This is a genomic window from Streptomyces sp. NPDC048338, assembly GCF_043201055.1.
Classification (GTDB): Bacteria; Actinomycetota; Actinomycetes; order Streptomycetales; family Streptomycetaceae; genus Streptomyces.
This window is the reverse complement of sequence record NZ_JBICYQ010000001.1, coordinates 949238-967092: the sequence shown is the minus strand read 5'-3', so window position 1 is coordinate 967092 and position 17855 is coordinate 949238. Positions and strand designations below refer to the sequence as shown.

At 73.3% G+C, this 17855-nt stretch carries 15 protein-coding genes; 6 read left to right on the top strand and 9 right to left on the bottom strand.

From position 1 onward, the window contains the following. Positions 1-170: 170 nt before the first annotated feature. The 7 genes from ACGFZF_RS04405 to ACGFZF_RS04375 form a co-directional block, all read right to left on the bottom strand. A complete protein-coding gene (locus tag ACGFZF_RS04405) occupies positions 171-1151 on the bottom strand; it encodes an N-acetylglucosamine kinase (protein WP_393550978.1) in 981 nt (326 codons plus the stop codon). Continuing rightward, a complete protein-coding gene (locus tag ACGFZF_RS04400) occupies positions 1142-2407 on the bottom strand; it encodes a 6-phospho-beta-glucosidase (RefSeq protein WP_393550977.1) in 1266 nt (421 codons plus the stop codon). The genes ACGFZF_RS04405 and ACGFZF_RS04400 overlap by 10 nt, the downstream gene beginning before the upstream one ends. An 8-nt stretch (positions 2408-2415) precedes the next feature. Further along, the gene (locus tag ACGFZF_RS04395; RefSeq protein WP_393550976.1) at positions 2416-3300 is read right to left on the bottom strand and encodes a carbohydrate ABC transporter permease; all 885 of its coding nucleotides are present in this window, start codon (positions 3298-3300) and stop codon (positions 2416-2418) included. A 3-nt stretch (positions 3301-3303) separates the two neighbouring features. Continuing rightward, positions 3304-4185, bottom strand: coding sequence for a carbohydrate ABC transporter permease (locus tag ACGFZF_RS04390; protein WP_393551015.1), 882 nt, complete (start codon positions 4183-4185; stop codon positions 3304-3306). A gap of 135 nt (positions 4186-4320) precedes the next feature. Beyond that, the gene (locus tag ACGFZF_RS04385) at positions 4321-5658 is read right to left on the bottom strand and encodes an ABC transporter substrate-binding protein (protein WP_393550975.1); all 1338 of its coding nucleotides are present in this window, start codon (positions 5656-5658) and stop codon (positions 4321-4323) included. A 102-nt stretch (positions 5659-5760) separates the two neighbouring features. Beyond that, positions 5761-6975 carry an ROK family protein gene (locus ACGFZF_RS04380; RefSeq protein ID WP_393550974.1) on the bottom strand — a complete coding sequence of 405 codons (1215 nt, stop codon included), beginning with the start codon at positions 6973-6975 and terminating at the stop codon, positions 5761-5763. Positions 6976-7206: 231 nt separating this feature from the next. Then, entirely contained in the window at positions 7207-8292 is a 1086-nt protein-coding gene (locus ACGFZF_RS04375; protein WP_393550973.1) for a mechanosensitive ion channel family protein, read from the bottom strand. 231 nt (positions 8293-8523) lie between these two features. Here ACGFZF_RS04375 and ACGFZF_RS04370 point away from each other — a divergent pair, with 231 nt between their 5' ends. Next, the gene (locus ACGFZF_RS04370) at positions 8524-9090 is read left to right on the top strand and encodes an HNH endonuclease (protein WP_147978048.1); all 567 of its coding nucleotides are present in this window, start codon (positions 8524-8526) and stop codon (positions 9088-9090) included. A gap of 174 nt (positions 9091-9264) precedes the next feature. Here ACGFZF_RS04370 and ACGFZF_RS04365 read toward each other — a convergent pair whose 3' ends face one another. Then, positions 9265-12318 (bottom strand): beta-N-acetylglucosaminidase domain-containing protein, encoded by a 3054-nt coding sequence (locus ACGFZF_RS04365; RefSeq protein ID WP_393550972.1) that lies wholly within the window; start codon positions 12316-12318, stop codon positions 9265-9267. A gap of 203 nt (positions 12319-12521) precedes the next feature. On the opposite strand from ACGFZF_RS04365, the gene ACGFZF_RS04360 reads away from it, so the two are divergent. Genes ACGFZF_RS04360 through ACGFZF_RS04350 form a run of 3 tightly spaced genes read left to right on the top strand, consistent with a single transcriptional unit; the run spans position 12522 to position 15164 of the window. After that, positions 12522-12707 carry a hypothetical protein gene (locus ACGFZF_RS04360; protein ID WP_393551017.1) on the top strand — a complete coding sequence of 62 codons (186 nt, stop codon included), beginning with the start codon at positions 12522-12524 and terminating at the stop codon, positions 12705-12707. A gap of 43 nt (positions 12708-12750) precedes the next feature. Further along, positions 12751-14916, top strand: coding sequence for a 4-alpha-glucanotransferase (gene malQ / locus ACGFZF_RS04355; protein ID WP_393550971.1), 2166 nt, complete (start codon positions 12751-12753; stop codon positions 14914-14916). A 20-nt stretch (positions 14917-14936) separates the two neighbouring features. After that, a complete protein-coding gene (locus tag ACGFZF_RS04350; protein ID WP_393550970.1) occupies positions 14937-15164 on the top strand; it encodes a hypothetical protein in 228 nt (75 codons plus the stop codon). A 105-nt stretch (positions 15165-15269) separates the two neighbouring features. Here the strand turns inward: ACGFZF_RS04350 and ACGFZF_RS04345 are convergent, their stop codons facing one another. Beyond that, entirely contained in the window at positions 15270-15788 is a 519-nt protein-coding gene (locus ACGFZF_RS04345; protein WP_393550969.1) for a MarR family winged helix-turn-helix transcriptional regulator, read from the bottom strand. A gap of 123 nt (positions 15789-15911) precedes the next feature. Here ACGFZF_RS04345 and ACGFZF_RS04340 point away from each other — a divergent pair, with 123 nt between their 5' ends. After that, positions 15912-16862 carry an EamA family transporter gene (locus ACGFZF_RS04340; protein ID WP_393550968.1) on the top strand — a complete coding sequence of 317 codons (951 nt, stop codon included), beginning with the start codon at positions 15912-15914 and terminating at the stop codon, positions 16860-16862. A 50-nt stretch (positions 16863-16912) separates the two neighbouring features. Next, entirely contained in the window at positions 16913-17827 is a 915-nt protein-coding gene (locus ACGFZF_RS04335) for a LysR family transcriptional regulator (RefSeq protein WP_393550967.1), read from the top strand. The last annotated feature ends 28 nt before the right edge of the window (positions 17828-17855 follow it).

Below are 17855 nucleotides of genomic sequence, written 5' to 3'. Positions count from 1 at the left end.
TCGTGCCCCATGCCCCAGCCGCCCCGGCAGGCGATCCCCCACCTTGAATACGCCGGGCGGCGGGGTTCGGTTCCACCACGTACGGGTGAAGTCGAAACGGGGCGCCCCCTTTGTCAGGGGACGCCCCGTCTCCCGTGCCCGTCGCGGGACCGCCTGCGGGCCGCCCGGACTCAGGCGTAGTGGGCCCGCAGCCGGGCCGCCGCCTCGGGTCCGTCGCCCCACGCGTCGAGCGCGAGCAGCCCCGCGCCGAGCACCGGCGGCGAGGTCACGACCCCGACGACGGCCTTCGGCGCCCGCACGGCGAGGAGTTCCGCGATCCGCCCGTCGAGTTGGGGATGGCGGGCGGCGAGCACGCTCCCGCCCAGGATCACCGGCGTCTCCTCGTGGAGCAGCCCGAGCCGGCCGAGCGCGACCGTGGCCAGCGCGACCACCTCCTCGGCCTGCCGGTGCACCAGGGACCGCGCGACCGGGTCGCCCGCTGCGCTCACCCGGAACAGCACGGGCGTCAGCTCGTGCCGCCCGGCCGCCGGGATCCGGCCCAGGTGCAGGGCCTCGATCAGCGCGTACATCGTCTCCAGACCGAAGTGCGCGGGCAGGGCCCGGGACAGGGCGGTCGGCTCGCCCCGCCCGTCCTCCGCGCGGGCGGCCCACCACAGGGCCTCGTCGGCGAGCCCGCCCCCGCCGCCCCAATCGCCGGAGATCTTCCCGATCGCGGGGAAGCGGGCGGTCCGGCCGTCCGGCAGCATCCCCACGCAGTTGATCCCGGCACCGCAGACCACGGCGACCCCGCGCGGCTCGTCGACCCCGGCGCGCAGCAGCGCGAAGGTGTCGTTGCGCACGTGCACCGAGCGGCTCCACCCGCGCGCCTCGATCGCGGCCTGCAACTCCGCCTCCTCGACGGCGAGATCAGCGTTCGCCAGACACGCGGAGACGTGCGCGAACACGTGCGCCGGCGCCCGGCCGCCGGCCGCGGCCCAGGCCCGGCCCACGATCTCCGCCAGCCCGTCCAGCGCCGCCTCCACACCGACCACCGGCGGCTGGAACCCGCCGCCGCGGGCCGCGCCGAGGACGCTGCCGTCCCTGCCGAGGACCGCGACGTCGGTCTTGCTGTTGCCGGCGTCGATCGCCAGCAGGCTTCCGTTCAGGCCCACTCGAGGTGCTCCCGGTTGTGCGCGATCAGCCGGTCGGTGAGCCCGTCGGCGTACGCGTACTGCCCGACCAGCGGATGGGCGAGCAGCGCCTTGAACACCCGGTCGCGCCCGCCGCGCAGGGCGGCCTCCAGAGCCAGGTCCTCGTACGCGGTCACGTGCGCGATCAGCCCCGCGTACAGCGGGTCGACCGGGGCGACCGGCAGCGGCGACGCCCCCTGCGCCCCCACCGCGGCCTGGACCTCGACGACGGCGTCGTCCGGCAGGAAGGGAAGGGTGCCGTTGTTGTACGTGTTGACCACCTGGTACGGCGAACCGCCGCCGCCCAGCAGCCCCGCGGCCAGGTCCACGGCCGCCTCGGAGTAGAACGCGCCGCCCCGCCTGCCGAGCAGCGCCGGCTTCTCGTCGAGCGCCGGGTCGCCGTACAGCGCGAGGAGTTCCTTCTCCATGGCGGCGACCTCGGCGGCCCGGGAGGGCTTGCTGCCGAGTTCCCTGACGACCTCGTCGTGGGCGTAGAAGTAGCGCAGGTAGTACGAGGGGACGACCCCGAGGCGGTCCACGACGGCGCGCGGCAGGCGCAGGTCGTCGGCGACAGCGTCGCCGTGCTCGGCGAGCAGCCGCGGCAGCACGTTCTCGCCCTCGGGTCCGCCGAGGCGTACGGCCGTCTCCCAGGTCAGGTGGTTGAGCCCGACGTGGTCGAGGTGGACGTCGGACGGGGCCACGTCGAGGAGCCTCGCGAACTTGCGCTGGAAGCCGATCGCGACGTTGCACAGACCCACGGCCTTGTGGCCGGCCTGCAGCAGGGCGCGGGTGACGATGCCGACGGGGTTGGTGAAGTCGATGATCCAGGCGTCCGGACTGGTGCGCCGGACCCGCTCGGCGATGTCCAGGACGACCGGGACGGTCCGCAGGGCCTTGGCGAGCCCGCCGGCCCCGGTGGTCTCCTGCCCGACGCAGCCGCACTCCAGCGGCCAGGTCTCGTCCTGTTCGCGGGCGGCCTGTCCGCCGACCCGCAGCTGGAGCAGGACGGCGTCGGCGCCCTCGACTCCCTCGTCGAGCGAGCCGGTGGTGACGATCCTGCCGTCGTGGCCCTGCTTGGCGAAGATCCGCCGGGCGAGTCCGCCGACCAGTTCGAGGCGGTCGGCCGCCGGGTCCACGAGGACGAGTTCGGTGATGGGCAGGGTGTCGCGCAAGCGCGCGAACCCGTCGATCAGTTCGGGGGTGTAGGTGGAGCCGCCCCCCACGACAGCGAGCTTCATATCGTCAGCTAGCCCTTCACTCCGGTCAGTGTGACTCCCTCGACGAACGCCTTCTGGGCGAAGAAGAACACGAGGATCACAGGGGCCATGACCAGGACGGTCGCGGCCATGGTCAGGTTCCAGTCGGTGTGGTGGGCGCCCTTGAAGGACTCCAGGCCGTAGCTCAGGGTCCAGGCGCCGGGGTTCTCGGACGCGTAGATCTGCGGTCCGAAGTAGTCGTTCCAGCAGTAGAAGAACTGGAACAGCGCCACGGCGGCGATGCCGGGCCTGGCCATCGGGAGCACGATCCGCACGAGGGTGCGCAGTTCGCCGCAGCCGTCGATCCTGGCCGCCTCGACGTACTCGTCCGGAATCGTCAGCAGGAACTGGCGCAGCAGGAAGATGGCGAAGGCGTCGCCGAAGGCCATCGGGACGATCAGCGGCCACAGCGTGCCGGAGAGGTCCAGCTGCTTCGCCCAGAACAGGTACATCGGGATGATCACGACCTGCGGCGGCAGCATCATCATCGAGATGACGAGCAGCAGCGACAGGTGCCGGCCGCGGAAGCGGAACTTCGCCAGCGCGTAGGCGACCGGGACCGAGGACAGCACCACGAGCGCGGTGCCGAGCCCCGCGTACAGCAGGGAGTTGCGCCACCAGGTGAGGAAGCCGGGGGTGTCCAGCACGCGGACGTAGTTGTCCCAGTGCCAGGTGTTCGGCGTGAGGTCGCGGGTGAGCGCCTGCTGGTCGCTCATCAGGGACGTCAGGAGGACGAAGACGAACGGCAGCACGAAGAACAGGGCCGCGGCGATCCCGAGGGAGTGCACCGCGATCCAGTGCAGCAGCGACCGGCGGCGGGCCGCCCTCGCGACGGGGTCCGTCAGGGGGCGGTCGAGCGGGGAGGCAGTCGTCATGGATCAGTCACCCGAGCCGATCAGGCCGCCGCGCCGCCGCATGAGCAGCGCGGTGAAGGCCATGGAGAGCGCGAAGAGCACCAGCGCCACGACGCAGGCGGCGCCGTAGTCGAAGCGGCCGAAGCCCAGGTTGTAGACCAGCTGCGGGAGGGTGAGCGTCGAGTCGTCCGGGTAGCCCGGCTCGAAGGTGACGCCCGAGCCTCCCATCACCCCCGACGCGACCTTGGAGGCCACGATCGGCTGGGTGTAGTACTGCATCGCGCCGATGACACCGGTCACGACGGCGAACAGGATGATCGGCGAGATGTTCGGCAGGGTCACGTACCGGAACCGCTGCCAGGCGGAGGCGCCGTCCAGCTCGGCGGCCTCGTACTGCTCCTTCGGCACGTCGAGCAGCGCGGCCATGAAGATGACCATGAGGTCCCCGACGCCCCACACGGCGAGGACGGTCAGGGCCGGCTTGGCCCAGTCCGCGTCGTTGAACCAGGAGGGGGCGGGGACCCCCACGGCCTCCAGGAGCGAGTTGACCGGTCCGGTGCCGGGGTTGAGCAGAAAGACGAAGGCGAGCGTCGCGGCCACCGGCGGGGCGAGGTAGGGCAGGTAGAAGAGGGTGCGGAAGACGCCGACGCCCGTCTTGATCTTGGTGATCAGCAGGCCGACGCCGAGGCCGAACACGACCCGGCAGGCGACCATGACGACGGCCAGCCAGAGGGTGTTCTGCATCGCCGGCCAGAACTTCGGCATGTCCTGGAAGACGTACGTCCAGTTGTCCAGGCCCCGCCAGGTCGGCGGGTTGAGGCCGTCGTACTTCATGAACGAGAAGTAGACGGTCGAGAGGAGCGGATAGGCGAAGAAGACGCCGAATCCGATCAGCCAGGGCGACATGAACGCCGCGGTGCGAAGCGCGTTGCGCGTGCGCCTCGACCGCAGCGTGCGACGCCCGTCCTGGGGTGCGGCGGCGGGTGCGGCCGGCCGCTTCGTGGGCAGGGTGCCGGTGCTCATGAGGGCGTGTCCCGGCCGCTACTTCGCCTGGGCGATGTCGCGGTCGATCTGGGCCGCCGTCTCCCCGAGGCCCTTGCGCAGGTCGGTGACCTGGCCCTTCTCGTACTTCTGGGCGAAGTCCTGGAGGGTGTCCTGGTAGGCCGAGCCGTTCACCGCGCCGTCCGAGGTGGAGGACCGCGGGTGCCGGGCGATGTCGAGGAAGGTCTTGAAGCGCGCGTCGAACTTCAGGTTCGGGGACTTGAGCGCCTCCAGCGTGGAGGGCACGTTGCCGATGCCGTTGGCGAAGTTCACCACGGCCTCCGTGTCCATGGTCATGTACTTGACCAGCTCCCAGGCGGCGTTCTGCTTCCTGCTCTGCGGAGCGATGCCCATGATCGTGCCGGAGAGGTAGCCCTTGCCGTACTCCGCGACCTCGTCGTCCGCGACCGGCAGCGGCGCGACGCCGACCTCGAAGCCGACCTCGGCGTCCTTGATGAAGTTCAGCCGCCACTCGCCGTCGAGCTGCATGGCGACCTGGCCGGTGTGGAAGGGGTGCTTGGCGCCCCACTCGTCGCCGAAGGTGGTGCGGTACTTGTCCAGCTTGGCGAACCCGCCGAGTCCGTCGACGAGCGACTTCTGGTACGTCATCATCTCGGCGAACGCCGGGTCGGCGGCGACGTTGGACTTGCCCTGGGCGTCGAAGTACCGGTGGTTCCACTGGGACATGTAGTGGCTCACGACGGTCTCGTAGCCGAGGTAGTTCGGCATGAAGCCGAGCTGCTCGTACGAGTCGCCCTTCGGCTTCGTCAGCTTCTTCGCGACCTGCGCGAACTCGGTCCAGGTCTTGGGCGGCGCGGTGATGCCGGCCGCCTCGAAGGCGTCCTTGTTGTAGTAGAGCCCGTACGCGTCGGACAGCAGCGGCAGCGAACAGCGCTTGCCCTCGAACTGCGTGTACTCCTGGAGGACCTTCGGGAAGGTCTTGTCCAGGTCCACCCTGTCCTTCTCCAGGAAGGGCTTCAGGTCGGCGAGGGCGCCCGAGGCGCAGAACTTGCCGACGTTGGCGGTGGTGAAGGAGGAGACGACGTCGGGACCGTTCGAACCGCCGGCGCGCAGCGCCTGGTTGAGCTTGTCGTCGTTGATGTTGCCGACGACCTTCACCGTGATGTTCGGGTGGGACTTCTCGAAGCGGTCGACGTTGTCCTGGATCGCCTTCACCTCGGCCGGGGCGGACCAGCCGTGCCAGAAGGTGATCGTCGTCTTCGCGGCGGGGTCGTCGGTCGCGCCGTTGCCGGCGGAACCGGTGCACGCGGAGGCGAGGAGGGCCATGGAGGCGGTGGCGGCGAGCGCGATCGCGGCTCTGCGCGGACGGACGGGCATGACGGAGTCTCCCTGTGACGAAGGGGCGGCGGGGAAGGGGACGGAGGGTGTGGCGGTCGGACCCCAGGGCGCCGGGCGCCGGGGGTGGTCGGTGGGCGGGGGCTACCGCGAGGTGTCGAAGACCTCGTCGCGGGTCGCCGCGAGGGCGCTCTCGAGGGCGCCGCGCAGTACGGGGTCGCGGTCCACGGTGCCGAGGACGAGCCGGGGGCGGGAGGCCGCGAGCTCGGCCAGTTCGGACTGGACGCGCTCGCGCAGGGGTTCGCCGCCGGCCACGTTCACCTGGCCGGACAGGACGAGGAGTTCGGGGTCGAGCACCGCGACGACGGAGGCGAGTCCGGTCGCCAGGCGCTCGGCGTACCGGTCGAGGAGCGCGGCGTGGCGCGGGTCGTCGCCGTGGTGGGCGGCGGCGTGCGCGAGGAGCCCGGACGCGGTGGCGACGTACGGCTGCTCGACGGTCTCGATGCCGAGGGAGCGGGCGATCCGGGGTACGGACTGGACACCGGCGAGCTCCTGGTAGCCACCGGAGTTGGCCTTCGTGACCTGCCGCACGAGCGGGGTGCCGGGCACCGGCAGGAAGCCGACCTCGCCCGCGCCGCCGGTGAAGCCGCGGTGCAGCCGGCCGCCGAGGACGACGGCGGCGCCGAGACCCTCCTCGTTCCAGAGCAGCACGAAGTTGTCGTGGCCGCGTGCGGCGCCCAGGCGCTGCTCGGCGATGGCGGCGAGGTTGACGTCGTTCTCGTACTCGAACGGCATCGGGAGCACCGCGGCCAGTTCCTCCAGGAGGGTGGGGGAGTGCCAGCCGGGCAGATGGGAGGCGTACCGCAGCCGGCCGGTGGCCGGGTCGAAGGCGCCGGGGGTGCCGATGACGAGGCGGTGCACCTCGGCCGCGGTGATCCCGGCCTCCTTGGCCGCGCCGTCGAGGGCGGTCGTGACCTGGCGGACGACGCCCTCGGCGGCGCGTCCCGGGGTCCTCAGCTCGAACGCGCCGACGACCTCGCCGGTGATGTCGGCGACGGCGGCGCGGATCCGGCCGGGGTTCACGTCGAGGCCGGCGGCGAAGGCGGCCCGGGCGTTGACGGCGTACAACTGCGCGCTGGGTCCCGGCCGGCCCGCGGTGGTGCCGCCGGCGACGACGAGCCCGGCGGCCTCCAGGCGGGCGAGCAGCTGTGAGGCGGTCGGCTTGGAGAGCCCGGTGAGCTTGCCGATCCGGGTCCGGGAGAGCGTGCCGTGCTCCAGCAGCAGATCGAGGGCGGCGCGGTCGTTCATGGCCCGCAGGACACGAGGGGTGCCGGGGGTTCCCGGGGTCGTACCGGCCATGTCGGATGCACCTGCCCTTCGGCTCTGGACGGGGCCATTCTGCTGCCCGTCGGCCCGCTTCCCCAACTGCACTGTTAGGAAAGTTTCCTATTCGGTGGGAGGACCGTAGGACGGGCGTCACCTGGGCGTCAATACCCGCGGACGCACGACGCCCCCGAAGGCAACCAAAGCGTTACCTGCGGGGGCGTCGGGGACGGGCGGGCGCGGGGCCCTCCGTTGCCGGGGGCCGTCCTACTTCGAGAGGTTGGGCGAGGACGGCGGCAGCGGGGTGGTCGCGGCGGACTGCGGCGAGGTCGCCGAGGAGAAGGCCGAGGGGGCGGCCATGCCAGCCGTCGGGTCGGCGGCGGCCTCCTCCGCCTGTGCCGGGACACCGCCGACGATCCGGATGCCGGCCGCGTCGAGCGCGCGCTTGATGCGCCAGCGCAGCTCGCGCTCCACACTCAGGGCCTTGCCCGGCATGGTCTTCGCGGACACGCGGACGGTCATCGAGTCGAGCAGCACCTCGTTGAGGCCGAGGATCTCGACCGGCCCCCACAGGCGCTCGTTCCACGGCTCTTCCTTCGCCATGGCCTCGGCGACCTCGGTGATCACCGTGCGGACCCGGTCCAGGTCCTCCGTCGGGCGGACCGTCACGTCGATGGCGGCCGTCGCCCAGCCCTGGCTGAGGTTGCCGATCCGCTTGATCTCGCCGTTGCGGACGTACCAGATCTCGCCGTTGTCGCCGCGCAGCTTCGTCACCCGCAGACCGACCTCGACGACCTCGCCGGACGCCACCCCCGCGTCGACCGAGTCGCCGACGCCGTACTGGTCCTCCAGGATCATGAAGACTCCGGAGAGGAAGTCCGTGACGAGGTTCCGGGCGCCGAAGCCGATCGCCACGCCGGCGACACCGGCCGAGGCGAGCAGCGGTGCCAGGTCGATCTGGAAGGCGCCCAGGATCATCAGGCCGGCCGTGCCCAGGATGAGGAAGGACGCGACCGAGCGCAGTACCGAACCGATCGCCTCCGAGCGCTGGCGGCGCCGCTCGGCGTTGACCAGCAGCCCGCCGAGGGCGGTGCCCTCCACGGCCTGGGCGGACCGGTTCATCCGCTCTATCAGCCTGGTCAGCGCGCGGCGGATGGCCATCCGGAGCAGCAGCGCGACGACCAGGATGAGGACGATGCGCAGACCGGTGTTCAGCCAGGTGGACCAGTTCTCCTCCACCCAGCCGGCGGCGCTCGTCGCCCGCTCCGCCGCTTCGTCCAGAGTGACGGGGACGGACTGGGGATCGTCGGCGGCCACCGAGGCTGACCAGGACACGGGGAAACCTCCAGGCATTGCGTACGCAGAACAACCACACTAACGGGGCATCGGATGTGCTCCCGTCGCCCTGCCGAAGGGAGAGACGGACCTCACCCGGGGATGTATCCCGTGTCCGTGTGGATGTGGTCGAGAACACCCCAAGGCCGTTACCGCCACGTGGTGGCGCTTTGACCAGGCATGAGGGGAGACTGAGAGCAGATCGTCCCGGCGCGAGCCACGCGCCGCCGGCGTCATAGGAGGCATCACGTGCCGCATGTCCTGGTCCTCAACGCGTCGTACGAGCCCCTCGGCGTCGTACCGCTCCGCCGCGCGCTCGTCCTCGTCCTGGAGAACAAGGCCCTGTGCCTCGAGGAGTCCGGCGCCTTCCTGCACAGCGAGACCCGCGTCGTCCCCGCACCGAGTGTGGTCCGGCTGAAGCGGTTCGTGCGGGTCCCCTACCGGGGGCCCGTTCCTCTCACCCGACGAGCGCTGTTCGCCCGCGACGGCGGACGCTGCATGTACTGCGGTGGCGTCGCAACCAGCGTCGACCACGTCGTTCCGCGCAGCCGCGGGGGTACGCACGCCTGGGACAACGTCGTGGCGGCCTGCCGCCGCTGCAACCACGTCAAGGCCGACCGCCATCTGCGCGAACTGGGCTGGCGCCTGCGCCACCAGCCGGCGCCGCCGTCCGGACTCGCCTGGCGGATCATCGGCACCGGTCACCGGGATCCGCGCTGGCTGCCCTACTTGCAGCCGTACGGCGCGGACGACGTGATGGCCCGGATCGACGCCGTCTCCCACGCCCCCACGGGGGCCGTGAGGACGGCGACCTGATCCGGGCCTTCGTCGTACCGGGGCCGGGCACGGGCCGCGGCAGGATGCGTGCCCCGGCCGCGCGGTGCGGGTCGGGGTGCGCGCCTCGGTGTGCCGAGCGCGCACCTGCCGTCCGCCCGTCGGCCCGTCGGCCCGTCGTGCCCACGGCGGCCCGGTGGGTCGCCTTCCGTGCCGTCACTCCTGAGGTGACTGCGGCTCCTGGGGCTCCTGGGGCTGCTCGGGCTGTTGGGACGGCTGCTGGGCCGGGGGCGCGGGGGTCTCCGGGGGTGCCACCGCGTAGGTCTCCACCGTCCAGAGCGAGTAGCCGTAGGGTGTCGCCCGCGTGTCGCCCTGGACCCGCAGGAAGCGGGTGTCCGCCGCGTCCATGCGGACCGCCTCGCGGCCGCCGCGGCCGTCTGCGACCGTGGCCGCCGTGCGCCAGGTGCGGCCGTCGGCGGAGACCTGGATGCGGTAGCGGGAGGCGTACGCGTCCTGCCAGTGCAGGACCACCTGCCCTATCCGGGCGGGCTGGGCCAGCTCCAGCTGCCACCAGGCGCCGTCCTCCGCCGGGGAGGACCAGCGCGTCGCCGGGTCGCCGTCCAGCGCCGAGGCCGCCGGGAAGTCGGGCGTCTCGTCGCCCGAGGAGGACGCCGTCGCCGTGCGCGCCAGGTCCGGGCCCGCCGTGCGCGGGAAGGCGCGGACCGTCAGGACCCGTTCCTCGCCCGCGAACGAGACCGGCACCTGGTACGAGCCGGCCGGCACGTCCGGTGCCACCGAGACCTCCAGCGGCACCGTCGTCCGCGTCCCGCGCGGCACCAGGACCTCCTTCGGGAGCCGTACCGCGATCCCCTTCGGCGCCCGCGCCGTCAGGGCGCCGCGCACCTCGCCCGCCCGCTGCGCCACCAGGTGAACGTCCACCCGCTGCGCCGTCCCGCCGATCTCCGCGTCGGTCTCGCCACGGGCCAGTTCCAGCTCCGCGTGCGGCTCGTCCGCGAACCACGGCACCAGCGAGCGCACCTCAGGGGCCGCGGCGCCGGTCCAGGCGATCCGCACCGCCTCGGCGCGCAGCCCCTTCGCGTCGGCCTGGGTCCAGCCGGAGGGGGACAGCGGGCCGAGCGGCCGCCAGCCCTCGCCGGTCACGTACGCCTCCACCCGGGCGCCCTCGCCCGAGCCGGGCTCGGTCATCACGGTCAGTGTCTCGACGGGCCGCGAACGGTCCAGCCGGAGCACGTACGCGCTCTGCTCCCGCTCGGCCCGCCGCCCGGTGCGCCGTTCGCGGTCGGCGCCCGTCCAGGCGGCCGACTCGGTCACGGCGCGCGTGAGGAAGGGACCGAGGACGCCCTTGCCCACCGTCACCTGGCCACTCTGTTCGAGCGACGCGCGCATCGGCTCCAGCCGCAGCGACGCCTGCCAGGCCGCCGTGCCGTCGCCGCGGGTCTGGGCCAGCAGCATGTCGACCGCCGTCTCGCCCGCCCGTCCGTACTGCGACAGCCGCGCGAGCCAGGGCCGCGCCTCCTCGGCCAGGGCGCCGTCCGCCGTGGCGGCCAGCCGCTGCGGCGCCTCCCGCATCACCGTGAACGCCGCCCGCAGCTCGCGCGCCGCCTTCTCGCGGACCGCCGGCGACCCGGCCGTCCGGCTGCTCCAGAACGCCGCCATCAGGGGCTTGAGGTAGGCGGACTCGCCCGCCGGGTCGAGCAGCGAGGAGGCGTCGTTGCCGGCCAGCGCCCACAGCGCCTCGCGGGCCGCGGCGTCCGGCCCGGCCAGGTCGTCGACCGCCGCCCGCCAGGACTCCTGCGGCCGGTATCCCTTCGGGTTCCAGGCGTAGTCCGCCGCGGTGAAGAGCGGCACGCGCGAGGCCGTGGCCTGCTCCATCGCGTTGGCGAGGAACGCGGCCGAACCGGCGGCCACCGCCGGCTCCCGGCCCTGGTAGGCGCCGAGGAAGAGCCGGTCCTGGGCGAAGTCGTTCACCGGGTAGTTGTCCATGGTGACCAGCGGGTGCCGGAACGTCGCCCGCGCGCCCGCCAGTTCCCGTCCGGTGATGGTGCGCGGCACGACGCCCACACCCGTCCAGGCCACCTGGACCCGGTCGTCGAGCGCGGCGGCGAGCGCGGCGCGGTAGTCCGTCCTGCCGTCCTGGTAGTACTCCGTCGGCATCAGGGTCAGCGGCTCCGCTCCCGGGTGCCGCTCCGCCAGGTGCCGGGCCACCGCGCTCGCCACGCGCGCGTGGGCGGCCGCCGCCGCCTCGGGCCCGCGGCCGAAGACGTCCGCGTCCTTCGAGCAGTGCCACTCGCTGTAGCTGACGTCCTGGAACTGGAGCTGGAAGGAGCGCACACCCAGCGCCCACATCGCGTCGATCTTCCGGTTCAGCGCCCGGACGTCCTCGTCCGAGGCCAGGCACATGGACTGGGCGGGGGCCACGGCCCAGGCGAGCGTCACGTGGTTGGCGCGGGCGCGCTCCGCGAGCGCGCGGAACGCGGCACGCTGCTCCGCCGGGTAGGGCTCGCGCCAGAGGGTCTGCCGGTACGGGTCGTCACCGGGCGCGTAGAGGAAGCGGTTCTGCTTGGTGCGGCCCATGAAGTCGAGCTGGGCGAGGCGCTGTTCCTGGCTCCACGGGCGGCCGTAGAAGCCCTCGGTCAGTCCGCGCACGGCGCTGCCGGGCCAGTCGCGGACCGCGACGCCCCGGATCTCCCGCTGCGGGCCCACCAGTTGGCGCAGCGTCTGCACGGCGTGGAAGAGGCCGTCCTCGCCGACCCCGTCCAGCGCCACGGTGTCCCGGCCCTGGACCCGCCCCGTCGCCAGCCGGTATCCGCCCCGCGGCAGGTCGGTCCTCTCGTGCGCCCGCAGCGCCCGCAAAGCGTCGGAGGCGCCGGAGACTCCGGAACCGGCGGGTCCGCCGGCCCGGACGACGGTGCCCGCGCCGGGCAGCGAGGTGTGGACGGTCCGCACGCCGGCCGACCGCAGCACCTCGCGCAGCGCGGCGAGGGCGTACGGGTCGGCGTCTGCGTCGGCGAGCAGGGTCACCTCGTCGCCGAGCGGCACCGAGGGACCCGTGGCCGTCATGGACTGCGGGCGCGGCCATACGCCGGTGTCCGCGGTCGCGGCCCGCCGCGCGTCGGCCTGTTCGTCCGCGGTCGTGGCCGGCGGGACAGGCGCCGCCTGGGCGAGTCCGGGCATCGCGCCGCCGAGGAGACCGCCGATGACCGCGGCGGCCACGGCCGTCGCGGTCCGCTTCCTGCGCCCGAGGTGCACGGGGGACTCCTTTGGTCACGAGTGGATTACGACCCCACCACCCGGTCGGCCGAGGTGTCAATGCAGGTGGCCGATGTGTCGGCTTTGCCGGATGTTCTTTCGGCGAGGTGACGTCTCTCCGTCAACTTCCGCCGGTAAAACGGGGTGCGATGGGTAGTCCTGTTGCTGTTGTCCCACTTGTCGAGACGAACCGGGAGACCCCCGTGGCCGCGACCACCCGCACGAACACCCATATACGGGTGCCTGAACAGGGCCCGCTCACCAGCGAACCGCCCCTCGCCGACGCCGCCCCGCTCACCAGCGAACCGCCGATGACCGACGCGGCCCCCCTCACCAGCGAGCCCACCTCCCCCGGCACCGCGGGCGGCACGGAGTCCCCCGGAGTGTGACCGGCCCGGGCCGCCACCGTTCCCGACTCTCCCGGAGTGTGAAGTGACCCTGGCCCGTCTCGCCGCCCTTCATGGCGTCGCCACCACGTACGCGCCCTCCGAGGGCGTCACCGTCCCGGTGTCCGACGCCACGGTCGTGGCCGTGCTCGCCGCCCTGGACGTGGACGCCGGGACGCCCGAGGCCCTCGCCGCCGCGCTCGAAGCGGCCCACCGGGCCGAGCGGGACCGCCTCCTGCCGCCGACCCTCGTCCGGTGGCAGGACGGGCGGGACGGCCTGGGCGGGCTGGGCGAGGGGCTGCCGCCCGGCACGCGGCTGCGCGTGACGACCGAGGCGGGCGGGACGATCGAGATCATCGACGGCGTGCGGACCCCGGACACCGCGGACGGGGACGGTGCCGTGGGCGAAGGCCCGGGCGGCTCCCAGGGCCCGGCCGGCGACCGCCTGCCGCTCGGTGTCCACCGGGTCGACGCGCTCACCCCCGACGGCCGCGCCGGGGCGAGCACCCTGATCGTCGCCCCCACTCGCGTACCCCGTCCCGAACGGCGCGCGTACGGGCTGCTCGTCCAGCTCTACTCCGTCCTGTCCGCGCGGTCCTGGGGCATGGGCGACCTCGGCGACCTGCGTGAACTCGCGGCCTGGGCGGGCCGTACGCACGGCGCCGGCTTCGTCCAGGTCAACCCGCTGCACGCGGCCGTGCCCGGAGCGCCCACCGATCCGTCGCCCTACCGCCCCTCGTCCCGCCGCTTCCCCGACCCGGTCCATCTGCGGATCGAGGACGTCCCCGAGTACGGCTACGTGGGCCCGGAGTACCGCGAGGCGCTGGAGGCCGTCCTCGCCGACGCCGCCGAGCTGCGCGAACGGGTGCTGCGCAAGGGGGCGTTGATCGACAGGGACGCGGTGTGGGAGGTCAAGCGGCGGGCCCTGGAGCTCGTCCGGACCGTCGAACCCGGGCCCGGCAGACAGGCCGACTACCGGGACTTCCTCGCCGAGCGCGGCCGCGCCCTGGAGGACCACGCCACCTACTGCGCCCTCGCCGAGCGTCACGGCCACCACTGGCGGGCCTGGCCGGAGGAGCTGCGCGACCCGCGCTCCGCCGCCCCGCTCGTGGCGGCCGACGCCGAGCTGTCCGCCCGGGTCGACTTCCACTGCTGGCTGGCCTGGCTGACGGACCGGCAGCTCGCCGCCGCCGGGGAGACCGCCCGCGAGGCGGGGATGGCCGTGGGTGTCGTCCACGATCTCGCGGTCGGCGTCCACCCCGACGGCTCGGACGCCTGGGCCCAGCAGGACGCCTACGCCGCGGGCATGTCGGTCGGCGCGCCGCCCGACGCCTTCAACTCCCGCGGCCAGGACTGGGGCCTGCCGCCCTGGCGCCCCGACGCCCTCGCCGCCTCCGGCTACGCGCCCTTCCGCGGCCTGCTCCGGGAGCTGCTGCGGCACGCGGGCGCCCTGCGGATCGACCACGTGATGGGACTGTTCCGGCTCTGGTGGGTCCCGGAGGGGGGCGAGCCCACCGAGGGCACCTACGTCCGCTACGACGCCGAGGCCATGCTCGCCGTCCTCGCCCTGGAGGCCCACCGGGCCGGCGCCGTCGTCATCGGCGAGGATCTCGGCACCGTCGAGCCCGGCGTGCGCGAGGCGCTGTCACGGCGGGGGGTGCTGGGCACCTCCGTGCTGTGGTTCGAGCGGGACTGGTCGGGCTCCCGGCAGCCGCTGCCCCCGGAGGCGTGGCGCACCGACTGCGTGGCCACCGCCACCACGCACGACCTGCCGTCCACGGCCGCCCGGCTCTCCGGCGACCACGTCTCCCTGCGGCACCGCCTCGGGCTGCTGTCCGGGGACCTGGCGCGCGAGCGGGCGGAGGACGCCGCCGAGACCGGCGAGTGGCTCGGTGTCCTGGAGCGGCTGGGACTGCTGCCGGAGGGGCCGGGCGACGAGGAGGCCGAGATCAGGGCCGTCCACCGGTTCCTGCTCCGCACCCCGGCCCGCATGGTCGGGGTGTGGCTGCCGGACACCGTGGGGGACCGCCGGCCGCAGAACCTGCCGGGCACCTGGGACGAGTACCCCAACTGGCGGCTGCCGGTCGCCGGACCGGAGGGGCAGCCGCTGACCCTGGAGGCCCTTGCCGCCTCGCCGCGGGCGCACCGCCTGCTGGCCCTGTTCGACCTCTTCGGGACGCATACGGCACCCCCGGGCGCGCGGCCCGTTTAGGTGTTCGCTACGTTTGCACCGTGGACAAGAAGAACGCCCTGCGCGCCGGTGCTGTCGCGGCCGGTACGACGCTGATGATGCTGCTCATGTCGTCCCCGGCGCTCGCGCTGACCCGCGACGACGGTGACGACCCGGCCCCCAAGCTGAGTGTCGTCGAGACCCTCGGTCTGTTCGTCGTCACCCCGATCGTGCTGTTCCTGGTGATCTGCGGTCTGGTGATGGTGCTCGACAAGTCCAAGAAGGCCTGAGACACCGGCCTCTGTCGCATTCTGACGAGGGCGCCGCACGGTACGTGAGTACCGTGCGGCGCCCTCGTGTGCGTTCCGCGGCCCCGGAGGCCGCGGGACGCCTGCTCAGGCCGTCGTCGCCAGCAGCTTGCGCAACAGCCCGGCCAGCTGCTCCTGCTCGCCGGCGTCGAGGGCGGACTCCAGTGCCGTCCGCTGCTGTTCGAGGCCGGCCGCCACGGCTCGGTCCACCAGTTCACGCCCGCGCTCGCTCAGCGTCACCCGCAGCCCCCGCCGGTCGTTCGGATCGGGGCTGCGGCGGAGCAGTCCGGCCTTCTCCAGCTTGTCCAGGCGGCCCGTCATCCCGCCGGTGGTGATCATCAGCGTGGCCGTGAGTTCGCGCGGCGACAGCGTGTAGGGCTCACCCGAACGGCGCAGCGTCGCCAGGACGTCGAACTCCCCGAGTGCCATCCCGTAGGGCGCGTACGCCATGTCCACCCGGCCGCGCATGGCGTTCGCGAGCCGGTAGATCCGCCCGAAGACGGCCATCGGGACCGTGTCCAGGTCAGGGCGGACGGCGGCCCACTGGTCGGCGATGGCGTCGACGGCGTCGTGGGCGGGGCCGGGGCCCGGGGTGTTCGTCTCCATGTCCGAAGTCTCCCGTCCGGTCGACTCGATGGCAAGAAAGTGACTTGTGATTAAGTAGCTTAGAGCTAAGCTACTTATCGCCAAGCCATTAGGCTCGGTACGTCCGAACCGGGGGAACCAGTCATGTCCCGCAAGGCCGCCGTCGTCGCCCTGACCGCGCTCGCCCCGATCTCCTGGGGCTCCACCTACGTCGTCACCACCGAGTTCCTGCCGCCCGACCGGCCGCTCTTCACCGGTCTCCTGCGCGCCCTGCCCGCCGGGCTCCTGCTCCTCGCGCTGACCCGGAAGCTCCCCCGGGGCGCCTGGTGGGGGAAGGCGGCGCTCCTGGGCGTGCTCAACATCGGTGCCTTCTTCCCGCTGCTGTTCCTCGCCGCCTACCGGCTGCCCGGGGGCGTCGCCGCCGTGGTCGGTTCGGCGGGCCCGCTCTTCGTCGTCGGCCTGGCGGCCCTGTTCCTGGGGGACAGGCCCACGGTCCGCACCCTGCTCACGGCGATCGCCGCCGCCTTCGGCGTCAGCCTGGTCGTCCTGAAGGCGGGGGCCGCGCTGGACCTGGTGGGTGTGATCGCCGGACTGTTCTCCGCGCTGTCGATGTCGGCCGGCACGGTCCTCACCAAGCGCTGGGGCCGTCCCGAGGGGGTGGGCGCGCTGGCGCTGACGGGCTGGCAGCTCACCGCCGGCGGCCTCGTCCTGCTGCCCGTCGCCTTCCTTCTCGAAGGCGCCCCGCCCGCGCTGAACTCCACCCACCTGCTCGGCTACGCCTACCTCGCCCTCGGCAACACCGCGGTCTCGTACTTCCTCTGGTTCCGCGGCATCGAGCGCCTGAGCGCCTCCTCGGTCACCCTCCTCGGTCCGCTGTCGCCGATCACCGCGGCCGTCATCGGCTGGGCGGCGCTCGGCCAGGCGCTCGGTCCGGTGCAGCTGGTGGGCATGGCGATCGCCTTCGGCGCCACACTCGCCGGCCAGTGGACCCCGAAGGAGAACCGCCGCCCCCGCACCGGAAGAACGTTCGGTGTGGCTGAAGGCAATGGCCAGAACGCTTCGATGGACCTGAAATCTCCCGCGGTGCGACGGTAGCCCCGCCACACCCGCCGGCCGGCACCGGGCCGCCCGGTAGGTTGCGCCCCATGACCGAGTGGGACATCAAGAAGCTCCGGATCCTCCGCACCCTCCGGGACCGCGGCACCGTCACCGCGACCGCGGAGGCGCTGCTCATGACCCCTTCGGCCGTCTCCCAGCAGCTCACCAACCTCGCCCGGCAGCTCAAGGTGCCGCTCCTGGAGGCCCAGGGCCGCAGGGTCCGGCTGACCGACGCCGCCCATCTGGTGCTCCGCCACGCCGAGGCGGTCTTCGCCCAGCTGGAGCGAGCCGACGCCGAGCTCGACGGCTACCTCCGCGGCGACGCAGGCCAGGTCCGGGTGGCGGCCTTCTCCACGGCCGTGCCCGCGCTCGTCGTGCCCGCCGTGCGGCAACTCCGCGGCACCCACCCCGGGCTCGACGTCCGGGTCCGCGAGGCCGAGGCGGCGGAGGCGTACGAGCTGCTCACGGACGGCGCGGTCGAGCTTGCGCTGTCCCTGGCCGCCCACGCGCCGCCCGTGCGCGACCCCAAGTTCAGCCGTGTGCCGCTGCTCGCCGACCCCCTCGACGTCGCGCTGCCCGCCACCCATCCGCTCGCCGACGCGCCCGGGCTGCGCCTGGCCGACCTGTCCGCCGAACCGTGGATCTTCGGCGGCTCGGGCCCCTGGTCCGAGATCACCACCGCCGCGTGCGAGGCCGCCGGCTTCGTGCCCGAGCAGGCCCACAGCGCGGCGGGCTGGACCGCGATCCTCGCCATGGTCGAGGCCGGCATGGGGATCGCGCTCGTCCCCCGGATGGCGATCGCCGAGCGGCGCACCGGCGTCGTGACGCGGGTCCTCTCCGCCGACCAGCCCCGCCGCCACGTCGTCGCGGCCGTGCGGCGCGGGGCGGAGGAGGGACCTGCGGTCGCCCGGGTCCTGGCCGCGCTCCGGCAGGCCGCCGCCGCCCGTGAGACCGTCCGGTAGCCGGCACCAACCTTTCAGTTCCGCTGAA